The following is an 18,162-nucleotide window of genomic DNA, read 5'->3' on the forward strand; positions in this document are numbered from 1 at the left end:
TCTGGCGGCGACCCTCGAACGGACGTGGGGAACCGGCTCGGCAAACACGGTCGCGAACCTGACCTACCTCTTGCACTCGATGACGCGATCGATAGAAGCGCGGGATACTCACATTCCGCATCGATTCCCTTCGGACTGAAATCGACCACGGGCTTTGCGGTCCCGCACGCGTGCGGCACCAAGGGATCCTGAGGCGGTGCCGACGTGGTCGCCACGCTGAGGCGGTGGAATCAGCGCGACCTGATGTACCTCCGGCCGTTCGAAGGCAACCACCCGACGCGCCTCGCGTCGGTAAGGTGGAGTCCACGAACCCGACAGCGTGACGACATTGTCACGGAACGCACCCTGCCGACATCACGGAACCCCGGTAACACCCCTAGGGGTTTCCCCGATCAGCCCGACGACAATTCTTTGGGGAGGACCCGGAGCGAATGACGGAGATCGTCGCGGCCTTGGCGCTGTTCTTCGCCGGACCGACGGCTTGGAGCCGATTGGTCCTGCTCGCGGGCCTGGTGCTGGCGCTCGTCAACTCCTTCCGCTTCCTGACCGGCCGCGAGAGCGCCGTGATGGCCGCCGACGGCGCACCGCCCCGGCACGTGCACGAGGGGCGCACGCGCTACCTGCGCGGACCGGATGCCGCCCTCTACATCCCGCTCGCCCTGGTGCTCTCGGGCGCGTGCGTCGGCGTCTTCCGCTTGGCGCCGTGGTTCCTGGTGTGTGCCGGGCTGCTGGGCGGGCTGGTGTTCCTGGCCGCGATGCGGCTGCGCGCCGAGCACGGTCGGCGCGGCGAGGACTCGGTCGCCGGTCCGGTGCTCGCGGTCCTGCTCTCGACCGCGATGCTGCTGCTGGTGGGCGTGGTGATGGCAATCCGGCTCGTGGTCGTGCCCGACCCGTCGGTCGGCTTCGCGCCCTCGTTCACCCGGGACGCCCTGGAGGAGGTCGCGCGCTCGGTCGCGCTGCCGTTGCTGGTGCTGGCGGGCCTGCTGTTCGCCGAGCGTGTGGTGGACTCGCGGAGGTTCGCCGACCTGCTCGGGAAGCTGCCGAAGCGGCCTTCGACCGTCTACCCGGCTGGGATCGCCGCCGTCGTGCTGCTGTTCGTGGCGCCGATCTTCTACTCCGAAGGCGAAAACGACGCGGACCTCACCTTCTTCGGCTTCGCCACCCCCGAGTACGGCAAGGTCGTCTACATCTGGGTGCTGGCGGTGATCCTGGCCCGCTACGCCATCGGCTTCCAGGTCCGGCCCGGCAAGCTCTTCGCCAACGCCTCCTGGCGCCGCGCCCGCCGGGCGCTGGCCACGAGCAAGCACGTCTCCTACACGTTCACGATCTTCGGCGCGGTCGGCCTCGTCGGTCTGCTCAAGCGGGACATCGGGCCCACCATCCCGCTGTTCGCCGCCACGTTCACGGTCGTGGTCTTCCTGCTGCGCCTCCAGGTTCGCTCCGGTGCGCGGCTGCGGGACACGCTGAACTCCAGCCGGTCGCTGTGGTTCGCGCTCGGCGCGGTGGTCCTGGTCGCGATCCCGGTGTTGCAGATGCCGTACGTGCAGACCCGGCAGGACGCGTGGCACCACCCGTGGACGTTCAACTGGTCGGTGGGCTGCGCGCCCGCGCCCGAGGGTGTGGTCGAGCCGACCGACACGCCGGAGGGCCTGGTGCCGTGCCTGGAGACGCTCGACGGCGCCTCCGCGGGCAAGCGCTCGCAGATCGCGCAGTCGATGGCGGCGGTCGCGGACGGCGGGCTGTGGGGCCGCGGGCTGTCCGACACGCTGCTGGGCCGATTACCGGCGGGCAGCACCGACTTCATCCTCGCCGTGGTGTGGAACAAGCTCGGCGGCGTCGTGATCGTGCTGCTGGCCATGCTGCTGGCCATGCTCGCGGTCGCCTTGGCCCGCTGCCGCACGCACCTGACCCGGTACACCGACGCGGACGACCCGGCCGCGCAGCGCCGGATCCGCGCGGCCCGGCTGTTCGCCGCGGGCCTCGCCGGGATGCTGGTCGCCCAGTTCGGCTTCGTGCTGGTCACCACGCTGAACCTGCTGCCGCACTCGGGCATCACCGCGCCGTTCCTGTCCCGCGGCGGCCAGTCCACGCTCGCGCTCACGGCCGGCGTGCTGATCGCGGTGTGGCTGCTGTACCGGGCCGACCGGCCCGCGAACCCGGTGCCCGCCAACACCCCGCGCGCCGTCGTGGACCACTCCCCCGTGCCCGCTGGGCTGCGCCACGGCCGGTTCCGCCGGGTCGCGCCGGTCGGCCTGATCGCGATGTTCCTGGGCTCGGTGCTCCTGGCCGCCACGATCACGGTCGCGCCCTACGGCCGGTACGCCGAGGACCGCCCGTTCTGCCTCACCCAGGACGCCCGGGTCGACCCGGCGCGGTGCTCCACCGACCGCACGGCGAACCGCCGCACGTCGGCCGAACTCCGGATCGACGGCCGGGTCCAGTACGTCCGGGACCGCGCCGAACAGGTGTGGCGCCCGGTCGGCGAGCCCGCCCTGGCCTTCTCCGACCTGGCAGGGCTGCTGCGCCTGCACGGCGCGAGCAGTTCCCTGGCCTACGCGCTCGACCCGATCCTGGACGGCGGCTCGGGCACCTCGCTACGCGAACGCGTCCTGCCCACGCCCGGCGGACCGCGAGTCGGGTACGCCGACCTCACGATCGACCCCGAGCTCCAGAAGGCCACCACGGAAGCGCTGCGCGCCGACGCCGACGGCGAGGGACCGCTCGCGGGCGGTGTCGTGATCGTGGACGCGCGCACCGGGCACGTGCTCACCGCCTCCAGCGCGCCCAGCGCGCTCGGATGGACCAAGGACGCCAAGTCCGGGGAACCGGACCAGGGCCAGGTCGACTCCTACCTCGAGAACCACCAGGAGTACGGGCCCATCACCGGCGACCGGGTCGACGAGTCCGACCGGGACTGCCACACCCTGGAGTGGGACGGCCGCTGCAAGAAGTGGTCCCTCGACAAGAAACCCGAGGACTTCGAAGAGGAATCCCTGACCGAGCGCCGCCGGTACGCACCCGGCACCCCGGACGACAAGCTGCCCGCGCTGGACCAGAACCGCGCCCTCGACCGCGCGTACGGCCTCGGCTCGACGTTCAAGGTCGTGGTCGCCGCCGCGTACCTCAAGGAGCCCGGGACCACCGCGCAGACCAAGATCCCCTCGCCGCCGACCTACAAGCCCCGGTCCGGGCTCCCGATCAAGAACCACGTCGACGGTCCGTGCCGCGGCACCGACGCCGCCGGGAAGATCACCCTCAAGCAGGCGCTCGTGGTCTCGTGCAACACCGCGTTCGTCGCGCTGGCCGAGCAGCTGGGCTGGGCGAAGATCCGCGACACGGCCACCGCCCTCGGCTTCTGCGCGCTGGACGGCACCACACCGGAGAACCACGCGTGGCTCGCCGGTCCGGCGGCAGGCGCCGCCTCCTGCGTGCCAGCCAACGTGGACGCCGAGGGCATGGAGGGCATCGGCAACAACACCCTGGGCGGCGGCCGGGTGGTCGGCACGCCGTTGCAGATGGCCACCGTGATGACCGCGCTGGGCAACGGAGGCAAGGTCGTGCAACCCACGGTCGTGGCCGCGTCCGCCGACCCGTTCGGGAGGAACGAGCGGCGGTACCGGGGCGAGGCGCGGCAGGTGCTCACCGAGACGCAGGCCCGGGAACTGGGCGAGGCACTCGCGGGCGTGACCCAAGACGACGGCGGCACCGCGCACCTGCTGCGGGCCGGTGACCACGCGCTGCGCGTCAAGACCGGCACGCACGAGCTGTACGGCCCGGACCAGGACCCGCCGGCGGGCGAGTTCGCCAAGCAGGTCGCCTGGGTCGTCGGCGCGCTGGACACCGCCACCGGGCCGGTCGCCTTCGCGGTCGCGGTGGAAACGAAAGACGAGAACGCGGGATCGCGCCGGGCCAGGTGGCTCGCGCAGCGGGTGATCGACGAGGTCGTGGAGGTGCGGGGATGAGCGACGAACGCTGGGTCAGGGACGTGCGCGCCACGGTGATCACCGAGGTGCAGCAGCGGCTGTTCGCGCTGGAGCCGTTGGCCGACGGCCAGGTGCCGCACGTCCTCGTGCGCACGCCGTGGACGCTGCCCGCCGAGGCACAGAACGACGTGCGCAACGGCGTGCGCGAGGTGCGCGCGACGTTCGGCGACGGCGACGGCCGGGTGCGCGTCGAGTTCGACACGGCCGTGGACGCTGCGGACCCGTGCGACGTCCGCTGCACGCTACCCAAGGTCGAAACCACCGAACCCGAGCCGGAGGAGGAGACCGACGGGTCCGCGCGCCTGCTGGTGCTGGGCTTCGCCGGCGTGGAGTTCCACTTCCTGCTCGAACCCGGCGCGGACTGGCTGCCGCTGGTGCGCCCGGCGACCGGCTACGACGGAATCGGGCTGCTGCTGCCGCAGTCGATCGCGGGCGTGCCGCACGGGCACCTCGTGGACCTGCGCTACCGCGACGGCGTGCTCAGCGCGCGCCGGGCTGCCGAACGGCTCGACTACGCCGTGTCCGTCGACGGGGTGGACCTGGTCGCGGACGGCGCGCCGGTGCCCGCCTCCGGCGAGATCCGCTACACCTCGCGGGTCGACGGCGAGACCCGCGCGCTGACCTACGAGCTGGTGGAGTGGAGCGACGAGGTGCCCGGCCCAGGCGGCGGCGCCGACGTGCTCGACGGTGCGCCGCACCCCGCCGAGTACGCCGATCCCGGCCATCCCGGCACGCTGCTGGTCCAGCCCCCCGAGCCGGGCACGAAGGCGGGCGGGCGCCGGTTCCCGCTGGTGACCGGGCGCGACGATGTCCGCGTGCGCGACGTGCACGTGCAGGTCCTGCACACCACCGCGACGCACCCCGGCTCGGACGAGCGCTTGCACGTGAAGATCTACCGCTGCGCCACACCCCAGCACGCCGCGTACCTGCGCCGGCACCTGGCCACCCAGGCGGGCCTGGTACGGCAGGCGAACGCGGTCGCGGGCAAGGCCGGCGAACGGGTCTGGGCGGTTGCCCCCATCCACTTGGTCGCCGCGACACCGCCACCGGAGGTGCTGACGACCCGGTCCGCGCCGATGACGGTGTCCGACGGGCCCGAGCACAGGCTGTCCGCCTGGTTCGGCGTGCCCGACCAGCCGCAGCCGGGCTGCTTCGTGATCGTGGCGAGCCCGCTGCTGGACGTGGTCGGCTGGGCCGGCTACGAGCAGTTGGGCACGGCGCCCAGCGGCGTGCAGCTCGCCGCGCTGACCGCACTCGCGGCCGGTGTGGACAAGCTGCACGACCTGGGTGTGGCACATTGCGACATCAAGCCGCAGAACGTGTGCCACCACCTCGACGCGCAGGGCCGCAGCACGTACGTGCTGGTCGATGGCGACGCGATCACACGGGCCGTGGGTCCGGTGAGCGAGCTGCGGTTCACCCCGGAGTACACCTCCGCCGAGGTGATCCGGGCGGCCAAGCAGGTCCGCGCGCCCGGTGCCCGCGACACCATCGACCTCACCGAGCACGACCGGTTCGGGTTCGTGCTCGTGGTGCTGACCGCGCTGATCGGCGTGGACAAGGTCGACGCCCTGCTGCGCGGCCCGGAGGGCAAGCGACCGGTCGACTCGGTCGCGTTCGTGACCGAGACCCTGGAGGACGCGTGGTCGCCGGAGTGGGCCAGGTTCACCGCCGCGCTGACCGCCGCGTTCCGACCGGGCGCGCTGCTGGACGACTCGTGGACGGCGAGCGGGTGGCTGGAGCGGCTGACCGCGCTGTGGAGTCCGGAGCGCGTGGAGGAGCCGCTCGAGGTGGACCGGGTCGCGGTCGGCCGGTTCGGGCGCGAGGTCACCGCGATCCGAACGGGTGTGCGCAACGAGCGCGCGCCCGCGTGGGCGGAGTGGCGTGACGAGCTGGTCGACCGGGTGCGCGCCGCTCAACAGCAGGTCGCGCGCCAGGCGTACGGGAAGTGGTTGTGGCTGGGGCGGATCGCGTTCGGCGTGTCCCTGCTGCTGTTGGTGTTGACGGTCGCGGGAGGGCTTAAGTGATCGCGAAGTATCTGGAGACCGGACCGAACCACCTGGCCGCCGCGGTGAAGGCACTGCCGCTGGGTGGCCGCAACGACGACGGCGTCGACCACCGCGTCGTCGACTGGGCGATGGGCGGCCTGGCCGAACCCGCCGCGCGCGACGTGGAAGCCCGCCTGCACGGCTACCTCCAGGAAGCCGCGGACCTGGGCCGGTCGTACGCCAAGCGGCAGTGCCTGCTGTGGCTGGTCGCCTGCGTCCCCGTGCTGATCGTGCTCGCCGTCCTGCTCACCCGCCCCGCCTGAGGACCGCCGATGACCAAAAATCTCGACCGGCTGCGCCGGTGCCCCGCCTGCTACGCCGACCTCGGCGTGCCGCCCGCACTGGACGACGAGGGCTACCCGCGCCCGCCCAGCCTCTGGCTCCAGGTGCACGGCAGCCAACCCGGCGACATGGAGTGGCGCATCGGCCTGTTCGGCCGCGACCAGTCGTGGGCGTCTGCCGGCTTCCAGGAGCGCCGGATCCGCTGGTACTACCGGATCTGCGGTGACGGCCACGTGTTCCTCGACCACATCCGCACATCCGGCGCCCGCTATGACCCGGAGTGGACGGTCGACCGCTCCGACGTGGCCGCAGCGATCGGCGGCACAGCCGCGGGCAAGAGCTACCTCGTGCTGCGCACGCTCAACCAGCAGCTCACGCCGACCGGCCTGGACGCGGTCGACTGGGACGCCGACGGCACCCGGATCGACCCGCAGACCTCGGACATGCTGGAGGAGCACCCACTCAACGTCCTCACCGCGCACTACGCGCGCACCGAGGAGGAAGGGCAGCCGATGAACGCGACCCAGCTCGGCGAGATGATGCCGGTCGCGTTCCTCAACGACACGGTCTCCGCCGACCTGGTCGACCAGATCGACCGCATCCACGAGACCCACGCCGCGGGCAACGAGTGGGGCAAGCGGATCCGGCAGCCCATCGTGCGGCGCTACCAGATCGGCACCGAGCGGGTACTGACCGCGATCGCCGACCTGCCGGGCGAGCTGTTCGACCAGCGGACCGTGCAGGCCGACGACCGGCAACGGCTGCTGCGCAACTACGGCACGCTGCTGTGGGTCGTGGACCCGGTCGTCACCGAGTTCTCACACCTGCTGCCCGAGTCGCAGGCACCACGCGTGATGCGGGCGAGCATGCGGCCGGCCGCCGACGTGAACGCCGACCACGACCGGGTGCGGCGCAAGCGCAACGGCGTGCAGGACCGGCTGGCCCGCCAGCTCGCCGAGCTGTCCGGCGCGCTGGCCGTCGACCTGGGCGGCACGCAGCAGGTGCTGGTGTGCGTGACGAAGGCGGACCTGGTCCGGCTGATGCTGGAAGGTGGCCGCTCGCTGCGCGACATCGGCCGCGACCCGGACGGCCTGGACCACCCGGGTGAGGGTCTCGGCGACGTGGTCACCGGCACCGCGCGTTACCTGCTGGAGGCCGCTAAGCGGCACGCGACGGCACGGCTGCGGCTCGACCCCGGCGCCGAGGCCGTCGTCGAGCGGATCACCCGCAACCAGTACGACGGCGAGGTGCGCACGAAGGCCGCGGTGCAGATCGCCGAGGCGCTCGTGACGCACTTCGACAACCCGACCGCGCTGTGGAACCTGGTGCACCTGGGCCGCAAGGACACCGTGAAGATCCCGCCGGGCGACCCGTCGGCGCTGCTGCCGCCCGGGCTGATCCAGGTGCCGTCGCTGGACCGGCACCTGATCGACTCGCTGGTGGTCGGCCAGGCGCGGGTGATGCGCACCCGCGACCTGGTGATGTCCGCGCTGACGTGCGGTCTGGTCTACGGTCTCGGGTTCGGCGAGCAGACCCAGCGGATGCTCGGCCAGGAGTGGCGCGAACTGCGCTTCTTCCTGTGCTCGCCGCTGGGGCAGGTTCCGGTGCCGACCGCCGACGACGCGGTGAGCTTCAAACCGCTGGGCAAGGGGCGCTTCACCGACCTCAGCGCGCCGTCGAGCGCGCTGTCGCAACTGCTGCTGTGCGTGCTGGGGAGGCTGCGGCCATGACCGAGTTCGTGCTCGTCGAGTACGGAGACCTGGAGGGCGGCGGCTTCGTGCCGCACGTCGCCGACGGCAGCCCCGCGCCGCCCGCCGCGTTCGCCTCCGCCGCCGCGAAACTGGTGGGCGGCAACGTGCCCCAGCCGCCCGAGCCCGTCGACGACGGGCGGCACCACCCGATGTGGAGCCTGCGGCAGGTGGACGTGGAGGGCGTGCCGCACTGGTGCTTCGCGGTGCAGGGGCGCGGTGGTGCGTTCGGGCAGGCGGGCATGTGCCAGTTCCTGTTCGCGGGCGCGGACTTCCCCCCGGACCGGCTGTGGAGCGGCGCGAGCCAGCTCGTACGCCCGGACGGCCGGCTGGCGCACCCGGACGTGGGCGAGCCCACCGACACGTGGCGGCGGCCGGTGTCCGATGACGCGGTCGCGGCGGGGCTGCGGGGGCTGTTCGCGGGCGAGACCAGGATCGTGCTCACCGGGTCGGCGCTGGGTGTCGCGGCCACGATCGGCGCACTACTGGCCGTGCTGCCCTCGGCCGTCGTAGCCCGGCACGTGTGGTCGACGTACCTGGTGCGCAGACCTGTGCAGGACCCGCGCCCGATCGTGACGGGGCGCTGGCCCGAGGTGCTGCCCGGTGGCAACGCGGGACTGCGGTCGTGGCTGGACCGCGCGTCGGACCGCGCGGGCTCGCCGGTCGGGCACCCGCAGGCGGACGCCGTCGTGGACTGGCTGGCCGAGCTCGCCGGGCTGGGGCTGGCGCTGCCGCCGGACTACGCGGCGCAGCCGGACCTGGAGGCGTTGTCCGCGCTGATCGCGGCCCGACAGCTGGACTTCGACCGGCGGGACGTGCCGGGACTCCTCGACGCGGGCGACGACCGGCTGACCTTCGGCCGGGGCCGCGAACTGCTCGCCGAGTGGGCCGCCGCCTCGCCCCGCGAGGCGATCACCCGGCTGGTGCGCGGGCTGCCCGAGGCGCACGAACAGGTGGTGTTCGACAGCGTGCTCGACCTGCACCGGCTCGCCGAGCCGGGCGCGAACCCGACGCTGTTCCCGCCCGCCGCGTCAGTGGTACCAGGCTGGGACGTGAAGCTCGCCGGGCTGCTGCGCGCACGGCTGGACCGGCACGAGTTAGTAGTGGAGTTCGTGCGCGACTACGTGATCGCGCCCGGCCGGCCGTTGCACGACCGGTTCCACGCGCACGAGTCGTGGCTGGACCTGCTCGGTGTGCCGCCGAGCGACCCGGCCTCGGGGATCTACGGCGTGCCGACCGGGCGGATCGTGGCGGAGATCCGGGACACCAAGACCCTGGGCGCGGACAGCCGGGCGTTCCTGGCCGCCGCGACCGACCCGATCACCGAGGTGCGGCGGGTGCTGGACGGGCTCGCGGGCGTGCCACCGAAGGTCGCGGCCGAGTTCGTCGGGCTGGGCGCGGACGAGCGGGAGGTGACGGACCTGCTCGAGTACGCGCTGGACCTCGGGTACGCCAAGGGCGGCGCGACCTGGGCCGAGAAGTGGCTGATCGACGTGCACGGGCTGGTCGAGGCAAAGCGCCGCCCGGCCGTGCTGGCCGCGGGGCTCGCGCACTTCACCCGGCTGGCCCGGGAGCTGCCGGTGCCGTTGCTGGTGCTGGCACTGCGCACCGAGGCCGACAACCTGGACCCGGCCGCGGCCGGACGGCGCAAGGTCTACATGGAGGCGGCGGCCAGGCTGGAATCCGGTGCGAAGAAGGTCCGGACCGTCGGCCGGAGCGCACCGGCGCAGCCCGCTCCGCCGTCGCAACCGGCACCTGAGCCTGCGCGGTCCACACCGACGCCGCAACCTGCCCCGCGCACACCGACGCCCAGCACACCACAGACCTCGCCGCCCCGGACCGAGCCCGCCGACCACAGCCCGCCGTGGGGTTCGCACCCCTCACCCGTCGTCGGCAAGCGCCGGCGGCTGCCCGACCTGTCCGCGCACTGGCCACTGATCCGGTGGCTGTTGCTGGGCGTGCTGGTGCTGGCCATGTTCGTAGCCATCTTCCTGCTGACCCGCCACATGCTCGAACGATGACCACCGGAGAACCACGGATGCACCCGCACATGCCCACGCCCGAGTCGGCGGCCGACCAGGTCGACCGGCTGGCCACCCGCGCGGTCGCCGAGCTGGACCGGGTCGCGAAGTGCGGCCCGGGCACCCGCCCACCGCACCTGGCGCAGCTGGACGCCGTGCTGCGCGAGGCCGTGCAACAGGCCAGGCAGGCCCAGGCCGGGTCGGCGGCCGTAGACCGCGACTCGGACTTGTGGAAGCTGCGCGAACCCGGGTACCTGCGCGCGATCGTCGAGCACCCCGTACCTCGGCCGGGCAGCACGCTGCCGCTGGTGCCGGTCGTGCTCACGTGGGGCATTCTCGGCATCGCGGAGTACGGCTACGTCAAGGACTTCACCTCGATCGACGCGGTGGCGCGGCCGTCGTTCTTCGCCGACTGGATGACCCAGCCGCTGTGGCGCGGGCCGGTCGGGTTGTCGTTCGCGATCGTGCTCACCGTGCTGGTGATCATGTGGCGGCACCGCGGCCCGGCGAAGGCCCAGGACTTGGCCGACGACGTGGACCGCGTCGTGCACAGCCTTGAGGTCGACCTGCTCGCCCCGCTGGCCGTGCTGCGCGCGCGCCTGGGACCGGTGCAGGTGGAGGAGCACACCCGGCAGGCCGCGATCGAACTGTCGGCCGCCGCCCGCCTGTTCAGCGGCGCGACGAGCAGGCTCGCCAACTCGACGACGGTGGTGGACCGGCTGGTCGCGGGCGTGGAACGGCTGATCGCCACGCTCCCGGAGCTGGGCAAGCAGGCCGAGCGGCTGGCCGAGGTGCGCGAGGAGCTGGACCGGACCGCCGCCGTGATCACCAGCCGGCTCGACCCGCTGGCGACCGTCGTCGCGGACGTGTCGGGTGCCGCCGAGGCCGCGCAACGGGCCGTGGACGTCTCGGAGCGGGTGCTGTCCCGGTCGTCCGAGCAGTTGGCCGAGTCACGCTCCATCTCCGACCAGTACGTCGGCCACACCGAGGCGCTGGCCGCCGCGCAGGCGCCGTTCACCGCCGTGGCCGACGTGGTCGCGCAGGCCGCGGGCCGGCTGGACAGCACGTCCGCGCTGCTGCAGAAGACCGTGGTGGAGCTGGGGAAGGTCGTGAACGAGGTGAACTGGCTGGCGCTGGTGTCCGACGGCCTGCGCGCCGCCGACGACCAGCACGAGGACGAGCGGTGAGGCGCCGCCGCCGCGCACCCGCGGCCGGTACCCTGGGGACATCCGGCTGGCTGTTCGCCGAACTGGCCCTGCTGCTGGTAGTCGTGGTGATCGGCTCGGAGATCTCCGACCACCGCCCGGCCGCCTCGGCGCCGGTCGCGCCGCCGTCGGCCGTCGGGTCACCGCAGGGTTTGTCGTTGACCACCAAGAAGTTCCTCATGCCCGCGACCCCGGATGCCGAGGCCGCGTCGAGGTTCCGCGACCTGCTGACCGCCGAGATCGGTCCGGACGCGAAGGTGGGCCTGGTCCTGCTGTTCGGCGTCTCGCGCACCGGCTCGCTGGGTGACGGCGCCGTGGTGTCGGAACACCTGCTCTCCCTGATCGTCCCCGCCGGCATCCCACAACTGGCCTCGGCCGTGGACATCCGCGCCTACATCGGCAGCACGTCGGACGGGGCGGGCGGCGACGTGCTCGTCGAACTGTTCCTGATGAACGGCCCGTCGTGATCGGCTTCCTGCGCCGCCGGAGACCCCTGCCACCCGAACCGGACCCAGTGGTCCACCGGGGAACCGTGGTCGTGGACGGCACCGGCCACGACGTCGGCGACGTCCTGTGCGAGGCCCTGGCCACCCGCGGCGTCGAGGCGACCACCATCGACCCCTTCGAGATCGACGCGGCGACGAACGTGGCAGTCCTGCTGCTCCCCCTGCGCCCCACCACTCTGCCCACCCCCGGCACCACCGCCCTGTCGGTCCTGGGCCGCGTGGCGGCGGACCCGGCGGCCGCCTTCTCCGGCCGCCTGATCCTGGTGTGGTACCTGAGCCGAGCCGCCCGCGCCCACCTGTCGGTGGTGGGCGAGGCCCCGATGTGGAACGCGGCCGAACTCCTGCTGGCCACATCTTGGAGCCGCGAACTGACCAGGCACAACGACGAACGTGCCGCAGTCCACTGCCGCAGCAGCCGCGTGTCGCGGATGGTCCAGGCCCCCACCCACTTCCGACTGGGCGTCAACCGCGTCCCAGACGTCCTGCGCACCCTCCGAACCCTGGACCCGGACCCGCTGCACGCCCTGTGCGTGGAGGTCGGCCCAGCCGACCACGTGCGCTGGGCCGGTGTCGAGTCAGTGGCGGCAGCGATACGAGCCCGGGCGTAGCGTGTGCCGCGTGAAAGTCATCGTCGCTGGTAGAGCGAGAGCCCTTACCTGCGCAAGCAACGGAACTAAGGAGGCACGACAGCCACCCGCCACCCCTGCCCCACCGAAAGTCCGAGACGTGACCCGATGGATGCAGCAACATCGGACGACCTCGACGACCGCGAGCGCGGTCGGCTGAACGAGATCCTGGCACACCGCCCGGCGCTGGAGAGGTTGGCCCACCACGTCGCGGCCTTCGCGGAGATGATGACGGGCCTGCACGGCGAACGCCTCGCTGCATGAATCGCCGCGGTGCAAGCGGACAACTCTCCGCAGTTGCACTCGTTCACCGCCGGGCTCACACGCGACTACGCTCCGAGCAGGTACGACCGCTGCTGCCCGGTCATACGACCTGCCTGACATTCGTCACCAGCCGGGACCAGCTCACCGGTCTGGTCGCCCGAGAAGGCGCGCGTCCGATCACCTTGAAGGTGCTGGAGGACAACGAGGCCATCGAGTTGTGGAGGCGAAGACTCGGTGCGCAACGGGTGGAAGCCGAACCCGGCGCCGTCAGAAGGCTTATCCGACTCTGCGCGCGTTTGCCGCTCGCGCTGGCCTTGGTGGCAGCGCGCGCCATGACGCAGCAGGATCTAGCGCTCGCGACCCTGGCCGAGGAGTTGCGGGACGAGCAGCGACGGTTCGACTCTCTCGACGCCGGTGACGACCACGGCGGTGCCCGCGCGGTGTTCTCCTGGTCCTACCGTGCCCTCAGCCGCGACGCCGCCGGTCTGTTCCGCCTCCTCGGGTTGCACCCCGGCACCACCGTCAGCGCGGCCACGGCGGCCGCCCTCGTGGGTGTTCTCCCGGCCCAAGTGGGAGCTCCGATGGTCGAACTGGTCCGGGCGCACCTGGTGGAGCGGCTCAGCTCAGGGCGCTACCAATTCCATGACCTGCTGCGAAGCTACTCCGCGGAACTGGCCGCCGCGGAGGAGCCCGACGCCCACCGTCGAGCCGCGGTGCGTCGGATTGCTCGACTTCTACGTTCAGACCTGTGCGGCCGCGGACCGTCAGATCGCACCGCAGCGTGAGCGCATCGCCCTGCAACAGCCGACCGAGGAGGTACAACCGCTCGACATCGTCGGCGAACAGCAGGCGCTGGACTGGTTCGTCGCAGAACGTGCTGCGGTTCCGGGCCTCCATCGCCGATGAGCACGGCCACGCGGACCTGTTGTTCGGGGTGAGTTGGACGTCGGTACGCGCCTGAACGTCGGCGACCGTAGCCAGAGAGGCGACCACCGCATCGCCCTACTGCGTCAAGTCGCCCACCTGCGTGGGTTGATCGCCGGCTGCGTCGGGTAGCAGCAGCCACGAGTAGGTGTCGGCAGCCAGTACGCCGAAGATCGGCGGTACGGTGTAAGCGTCCGGTTGGGACAGATCCACCCGTCCTCCGGAGAAGGTCGCGCGCTCGAAGTCCAGGGTTGCGCCGGAGAACGTCGCGCGCCAGAAGTCGACGGTTGCGCCCGAGAACGTCGCGCGCCCGAAGTTGACGGTGCCGTCGGAGAACGTCGTGAACAGGAAGCGGACGTCACCGGCGGAGAACGTCGCTGCCTCGAAGTCGACGGTGCCGCCGGAGAACGTCGCCTGGTTGAAGTAGACTTTGCCGCCAGAAAACGTCGCCATCACGAAGTTGACGTGGCCGCCACCGGAGAACGTCGCCTGGCCGAAGTGGACGATGCCGCCGGAGAACGTCGCCCCCCAGAAGGTCACGGTACCGCCGGAGAAGGTCGCCCCCGCGAATGCGACGGTCCCTCCGGAGAACGTCGCCTGGCTGAAGTCGACGGTGCCGCCGGAGAACGTCGCCTCCCAGAAGTTGACGGCGCCGCTGGAGACGGTCGCGTCTCGGAAAATCAGGTTGGTGTCGCCATCGATGGTTATTCCGCTGAAGTCGCCCCCGTCGAAGGTCGCTCCGGTGAAGTCGAAAGTCCGGCCTGCCCATGTCACGGGGGCGTCGGGGCGCAGGTGTGCGGCGATGACGCGGATCACCGTGTGCCGGACCTGCTGTTCCTCGCGGGGGTCTTCCCGTGCGGACTGCGGACTTGCCACCTGGGTCGGCGTGCGGTTGGTGCCGGGGCGTGGTTTGCGCAGGCCGATTCCCCGCCGCGCCGGAGGTGCGGGCAGTACAGCGGGAGGGTCGTAGGGCATCCGCAAGTAGGCACAGAGCACGTCGATGCACGTCTGCCGGTGGTCGTCCCAGTCGTCGGCCAGTGCCGCCATCGCGTAGACCCCGGCGAGCCGGACCGCGGACTGGTCGGAGCCGAGCAGTTCGGACGCCTTGGTGAACCGGTCGGTGAAGACCTTGGTCTCCTCCCTCCGCTCGGCCGCCTCGCCGAGGCGCTGCTTGCGGTAGGCGACGGTCAACGCGATGACCCCACCGACACCGGCCACCACGGTCAGGGCGATCTTGACCGCGTCGAACTTCTCCTGCGTGCCGGCCGGGGTCTTGGTCGCCGGGGTCAGGGGCGGTCGCCCGAGCAGCAGCCACAGCGACCAGGCCGTGCCCGCGGCGACCAGGACGCCGAGCGCCGACCACAGCGCGAGGTGCCCGATGAACGGCAGGCGGAGCGTCCGCGGCGATCTCCTCGGGCGGCTCCTCCCGCGGGGTAGGCGCATGATCGACGAGTCCTCCCGACCTCGGCAGCTGTCCACCTGATTAACCAAGACTGCCCGCCTGGCACCACGCTGACCGGGCATTTCACTCCGAAGCGTGACCCTTCGTCGGTCGCCACCCGTCGCACACACCCAGCTCACCGGCAGACCACGCAGAGTCTCGATGATGTTCTTGTCGGTCACCTCGGCCTCGCCGTCCACGAACGTGACGCCCAGATCGTGGACGACGAGCTGCGGGTGTCGAGCGCTGACGAACTTCACGCGCCACCCCGGTTGGGCCGATGGTCAGGTTGGCGATCTTGCCGTGCGCGATTCTCCGGGCCGTACGCCAACGAGATCTCGCCGCAGATCATGTCCGCGACCCGCGACAGGCCAGTGTCGGCAACGATGTCCGCCTCCACCTTCTCGTAGTCGATGACCTCTCCGTCCGTGACGGTGATCCAGCCCTGGTCGACCCAGCGGGACACGCGGCCCTCGGTGCGTTCGTCCAGGAACGTCACCCCGGCTTCGGGCAGCCAGAACCACCACAGCGCGGGGGTGGCCGTCGATACCGTCCAGGACGATCAGGCACCAGGCGGTGAGGTCGAGTTTCGAGGCCCAGGTCGAGCCCGCCCAAGCGGGGCGGCGGGCCAGCTGCCGGCGCAGGGCGGCGAGCTCGTCGCGGATGGTGCCGGTGCACGCCGTGTACAGGTGCATGGGCATCCACAGCGACGCCTGGTTGACCCACTGGTTCAGCCGGAACTGCCGGAACGCGTTCTCTTGAGCGGGTCGTTGCGCGCTTCGAGGGCTCCTTCCCGCAGCGCGGTCAGCGACAGGAAGTCACCCACGGCCGGGTTGGCCTGGCACCAGTCCGCCTCGTCCCACGGGTCGGCGTCGGCGGGGTTGCCCGCAGTCGTGGCCGCGATCAGCAACGGGTTAGCGACCGTGGAGTAGCGGATGCCGTGCGTGCCACGACAGGTCACTCGCAGTCGGTCGGGACGCTTGCGCGGTAGCCGACCGGAGCCCCCCGTTACCTAATGAGTGCCGAACGACCCGCTGAGGATCAAGGACGCCTTCCCGTTACCTGACATGTGAAGGTCTTGAAAGAGATCGGCGGCTTGGCCCAGCGGGTCGTTCCCAAGCTGGCCTTCGCCAAGGCCCAGACCGCCACCGTCCGCGCCGTGTCCCCACGTCTGGGTGCTGGCCGAACCCGCGGTCTTCCGCGGCAGGCGCTTCGGCAACTTCGTGCTCCTGGGCTCCCAGGTCGAACTGCCCGTAGCCGCCCTCACCAGGCTGACCGCCTGCGACCCGTTCCCCGGACGGGTCGAACACGACGACTCACTGATCCGCTTCATCGACGGCGCCACCCACCACGGACGAGACCGACACCCAATCGCCACCGCCACCCAAGGGCACCTGGGGCCCGCCCGGCGACTGATCCCGCCGAGTCCCGCGTGCCGTGATCAACTTCCTTGGGTCCGTGCGAGCGTCGGTTCGCGGTCTGTGATTACGATGGGTTGGCGGACCTGCTGCCGCACCTGGCCGGCATGGTGGTCGAGAAGATCGAGCAGGCACCGGACGGGGTGCGGATCTGGGTATCCGCCCAGGCGGATATGCGTACCTGCTCATCATGCGGGGTCGGGTCACGCCGGGTACACAGCCACTACGACCGTCGGGTGGCCGATACGCCGGTGGCGGGATCGCCGGTGGTGCTGTGGCTGCGGATGCGCCGCTTCTTCTGCGACAACGGGACCTGTCCGGTCAGGACGTTCGCCGAGCAGGTGGACGGTGTGACAGTGCGCACGCGGAGGAGCCCGGGGCTGCAGGGGATGTTGGAGTCGATCGGTCTGGCGGTGGCGGCTCGTGCCGGAGCCCGGTTGGCCGGTCGCCTCGGCCTGGTGACCGGCCAGGACACGTTGTTGCGCCTGGTCCGCGCCGTCCCCGACCCGCCGATCGGGCCGGTCACGGTGCTGGGGTCGACGACCTCGCGTTCAAACGCCGCCGCAGCTACGGGACCATCCTGCTGGACATGGCCACCCACCGGCCGATCGACCTGCTCGCCGACCGCACCGCGGACAGCCTCACCGAGTGGCTCCACTCGCACCCGGCGTGGCCGTCGGCTGCCGTGATCGTGCCGGCGCGCACGCCGAAGGTACGCGCCTGGGCGCACCCGACGCCCGGCAAGTGGCCAACCGCTGGCACCTCTGGCACGGCCTGGCCGACCACATCGAGAAAACGATCAGACAGCACCGCCACGACCTGCGCGACCCCGAATCAGGAGGTCCCGAACCTGTCTCGGATCCCGTTGCCCCATCGGACGTGGAACAGATCGCGATCGCTGCGGACGTCGACCGCATCGAGGCGCAAGCCGTGGTCGCCTGGATCCGTGAGCACTACCGTGCAGTGCAGCAGTCGCTGGCCCAGGGTGAATCGATCAGCGGCATCTCGCGGTCGCTGCGGCTGGACCGCAAGACAGCGCGGCGGTTCGCCCGGGCCGCGAACGCCGACATCGATCACGCGCTTGATCCGCAAGGGCGGTCGGAACTGACCGACATCCGCAGTCAGTTCCGACCTACATAGCCACCAACCTCGTGGCCGCCCTGCAGGGTGCCCCGGTCGAGCTGCCCCGTCTGGCGTACACGGGCCCAGTGGTGCCAGACCGCCAGCTCGCGCACCCGCGGCCGCCCAGGGACCGAGCTCTTGTCCAGTAGCGCCAGGATCGGCACCCCGAAATCCAACACCAACGGTGCACCGCCGAACATCGCCGGCGCGCTGTCCATCGCGCTGTCACTGACCACGCCCACCGTCACCACGTAGGGCGTGGTCAACCCCCGGCCCTCCAGGGACGCCTCGAGCCGCCGATGCTCCAGACCGGGCGCCGAGCGCGGCAGCAACACCGCCTGGTCCACCGTGATGTAGAGCGCCCGACGCGGCCGTGCCGATCGGAACGCCGCCCACACCGCCCAACAGCCCAGCACGACCGCCACCACGATCCCGACGATCGTCCAGACCGTGCCCGAGGCGTACCAGGGCTCCCCTGCCGACAACGACTGCTGACCTAACGGCATCCGGTCATCCAAGCAGTCCGCAGTCCGGTGCCCAACGGGCAGCCAGCGCGATGGCGTGAGCACATCGT

At 71.5% G+C, this 18,162-nt stretch carries 16 protein-coding genes; 12 read left to right on the forward strand and 4 right to left on the reverse strand.

The annotated features are described in order from the left end of the window. The first annotated feature begins 431 nt into the window (after positions 1-431). The 10 genes from ADK67_RS14825 (at position 432) to ADK67_RS14865 (ending at position 13,468) form a co-directional block, all read left to right on the forward strand. A complete protein-coding gene (locus ADK67_RS14825) occupies positions 432-3,962 on the forward strand; it encodes a penicillin-binding transpeptidase domain-containing protein (RefSeq protein ID WP_053717013.1) in 3,531 nt (1,176 codons plus the stop codon). After that, positions 3,959-6,010 (forward strand): hypothetical protein, encoded by a 2,052-nt coding sequence (locus ADK67_RS14830; protein ID WP_053717014.1) that lies wholly within the window; start codon positions 3,959-3,961, stop codon positions 6,008-6,010. The genes ADK67_RS14825 and ADK67_RS14830 overlap by 4 nt, the downstream gene beginning before the upstream one ends. Beyond that, positions 6,007-6,294, forward strand: coding sequence for a hypothetical protein (locus tag ADK67_RS14835; RefSeq protein WP_053717015.1), 288 nt, complete (start codon positions 6,007-6,009; stop codon positions 6,292-6,294). Before ADK67_RS14830 ends, ADK67_RS14835 begins: the two co-directional genes overlap by 4 nt. A 9-nt stretch (positions 6,295-6,303) precedes the next feature. Next, positions 6,304-8,043: a hypothetical protein gene (locus ADK67_RS14840; protein WP_053717016.1), complete on the forward strand. Its 1,740-nt coding sequence runs from the start codon at positions 6,304-6,306 to the stop codon at positions 8,041-8,043. Next, on the forward strand, positions 8,040-10,082 hold the full coding sequence (locus tag ADK67_RS14845; protein WP_053717017.1) for a hypothetical protein: 2,043 nt from the start codon (positions 8,040-8,042) through the stop codon (positions 10,080-10,082). The genes ADK67_RS14840 and ADK67_RS14845 overlap by 4 nt, the downstream gene beginning before the upstream one ends. Further along, a complete protein-coding gene (locus ADK67_RS14850; RefSeq protein ID WP_157620369.1) occupies positions 10,079-11,269 on the forward strand; it encodes a hypothetical protein in 1,191 nt (396 codons plus the stop codon). Before ADK67_RS14845 ends, ADK67_RS14850 begins: the two co-directional genes overlap by 4 nt. Beyond that, positions 11,266-11,754, forward strand: a complete 489-nt coding sequence (locus ADK67_RS14855; RefSeq protein ID WP_053717019.1) for a hypothetical protein — start codon at positions 11,266-11,268, stop codon at positions 11,752-11,754. The genes ADK67_RS14850 and ADK67_RS14855 overlap by 4 nt, the downstream gene beginning before the upstream one ends. A 71-nt stretch (positions 11,755-11,825) precedes the next feature. Continuing rightward, a complete protein-coding gene (locus tag ADK67_RS14860; protein ID WP_157620371.1) occupies positions 11,826-12,401 on the forward strand; it encodes a hypothetical protein in 576 nt (191 codons plus the stop codon). Between the two features lie 126 nt (positions 12,402-12,527). Next, the gene (locus tag ADK67_RS50885; protein WP_157620373.1) at positions 12,528-12,683 is read left to right on the forward strand and encodes a hypothetical protein; all 156 of its coding nucleotides are present in this window, start codon (positions 12,528-12,530) and stop codon (positions 12,681-12,683) included. 182 nt (positions 12,684-12,865) lie between these two features. Continuing rightward, positions 12,866-13,468 carry a hypothetical protein gene (locus ADK67_RS14865; RefSeq protein ID WP_157620375.1) on the forward strand — a complete coding sequence of 201 codons (603 nt, stop codon included), beginning with the start codon at positions 12,866-12,868 and terminating at the stop codon, positions 13,466-13,468. A 217-nt stretch (positions 13,469-13,685) separates the two neighbouring features. Here the strand turns inward: ADK67_RS14865 and ADK67_RS14870 are convergent, their stop codons facing one another. The 3 genes from ADK67_RS14870 to ADK67_RS14880 form a co-directional block, all read right to left on the reverse strand. Then, positions 13,686-15,248, reverse strand: coding sequence for a pentapeptide repeat-containing protein (locus ADK67_RS14870; RefSeq protein ID WP_157620377.1), 1,563 nt, complete (start codon positions 15,246-15,248; stop codon positions 13,686-13,688). 56 nt (positions 15,249-15,304) lie between these two features. Further along, entirely contained in the window at positions 15,305-15,547 is a 243-nt protein-coding gene (locus ADK67_RS14875; RefSeq protein WP_053717023.1) for a hypothetical protein, read from the reverse strand. 231 nt (positions 15,548-15,778) lie between these two features. Further along, a complete protein-coding gene (locus tag ADK67_RS14880) occupies positions 15,779-16,009 on the reverse strand; it encodes a hypothetical protein (protein ID WP_053717024.1) in 231 nt (76 codons plus the stop codon). Positions 16,010-16,543: 534 nt separating this feature from the next. On the opposite strand from ADK67_RS14880, the gene ADK67_RS48975 reads away from it, so the two are divergent. Together ADK67_RS48975 and ADK67_RS48980 are read left to right on the forward strand one after the other, a co-directional pair. Continuing rightward, entirely contained in the window at positions 16,544-17,155 is a 612-nt protein-coding gene (locus tag ADK67_RS48975) for a transposase family protein (RefSeq protein ID WP_082403483.1), read from the forward strand. Next, positions 17,136-17,606 carry a hypothetical protein gene (locus ADK67_RS48980; protein WP_082403484.1) on the forward strand — a complete coding sequence of 157 codons (471 nt, stop codon included), beginning with the start codon at positions 17,136-17,138 and terminating at the stop codon, positions 17,604-17,606. The genes ADK67_RS48975 and ADK67_RS48980 overlap by 20 nt, the downstream gene beginning before the upstream one ends. Here the strand turns inward: ADK67_RS48980 and ADK67_RS14905 are convergent. After that, the gene (locus ADK67_RS14905; protein WP_157620381.1) at positions 17,588-18,094 is read right to left on the reverse strand and encodes a hypothetical protein; all 507 of its coding nucleotides are present in this window, start codon (positions 18,092-18,094) and stop codon (positions 17,588-17,590) included. The two genes, ADK67_RS48980 and ADK67_RS14905, sit on opposite strands and share 19 nt — an antisense overlap. Positions 18,095-18,162: the final 68 nt, after the last annotated feature.

Source organism: Saccharothrix sp. NRRL B-16348, from assembly GCF_001280085.1.
Lineage (GTDB): Bacteria > Actinomycetota > Actinomycetes > Mycobacteriales > Pseudonocardiaceae > Actinosynnema.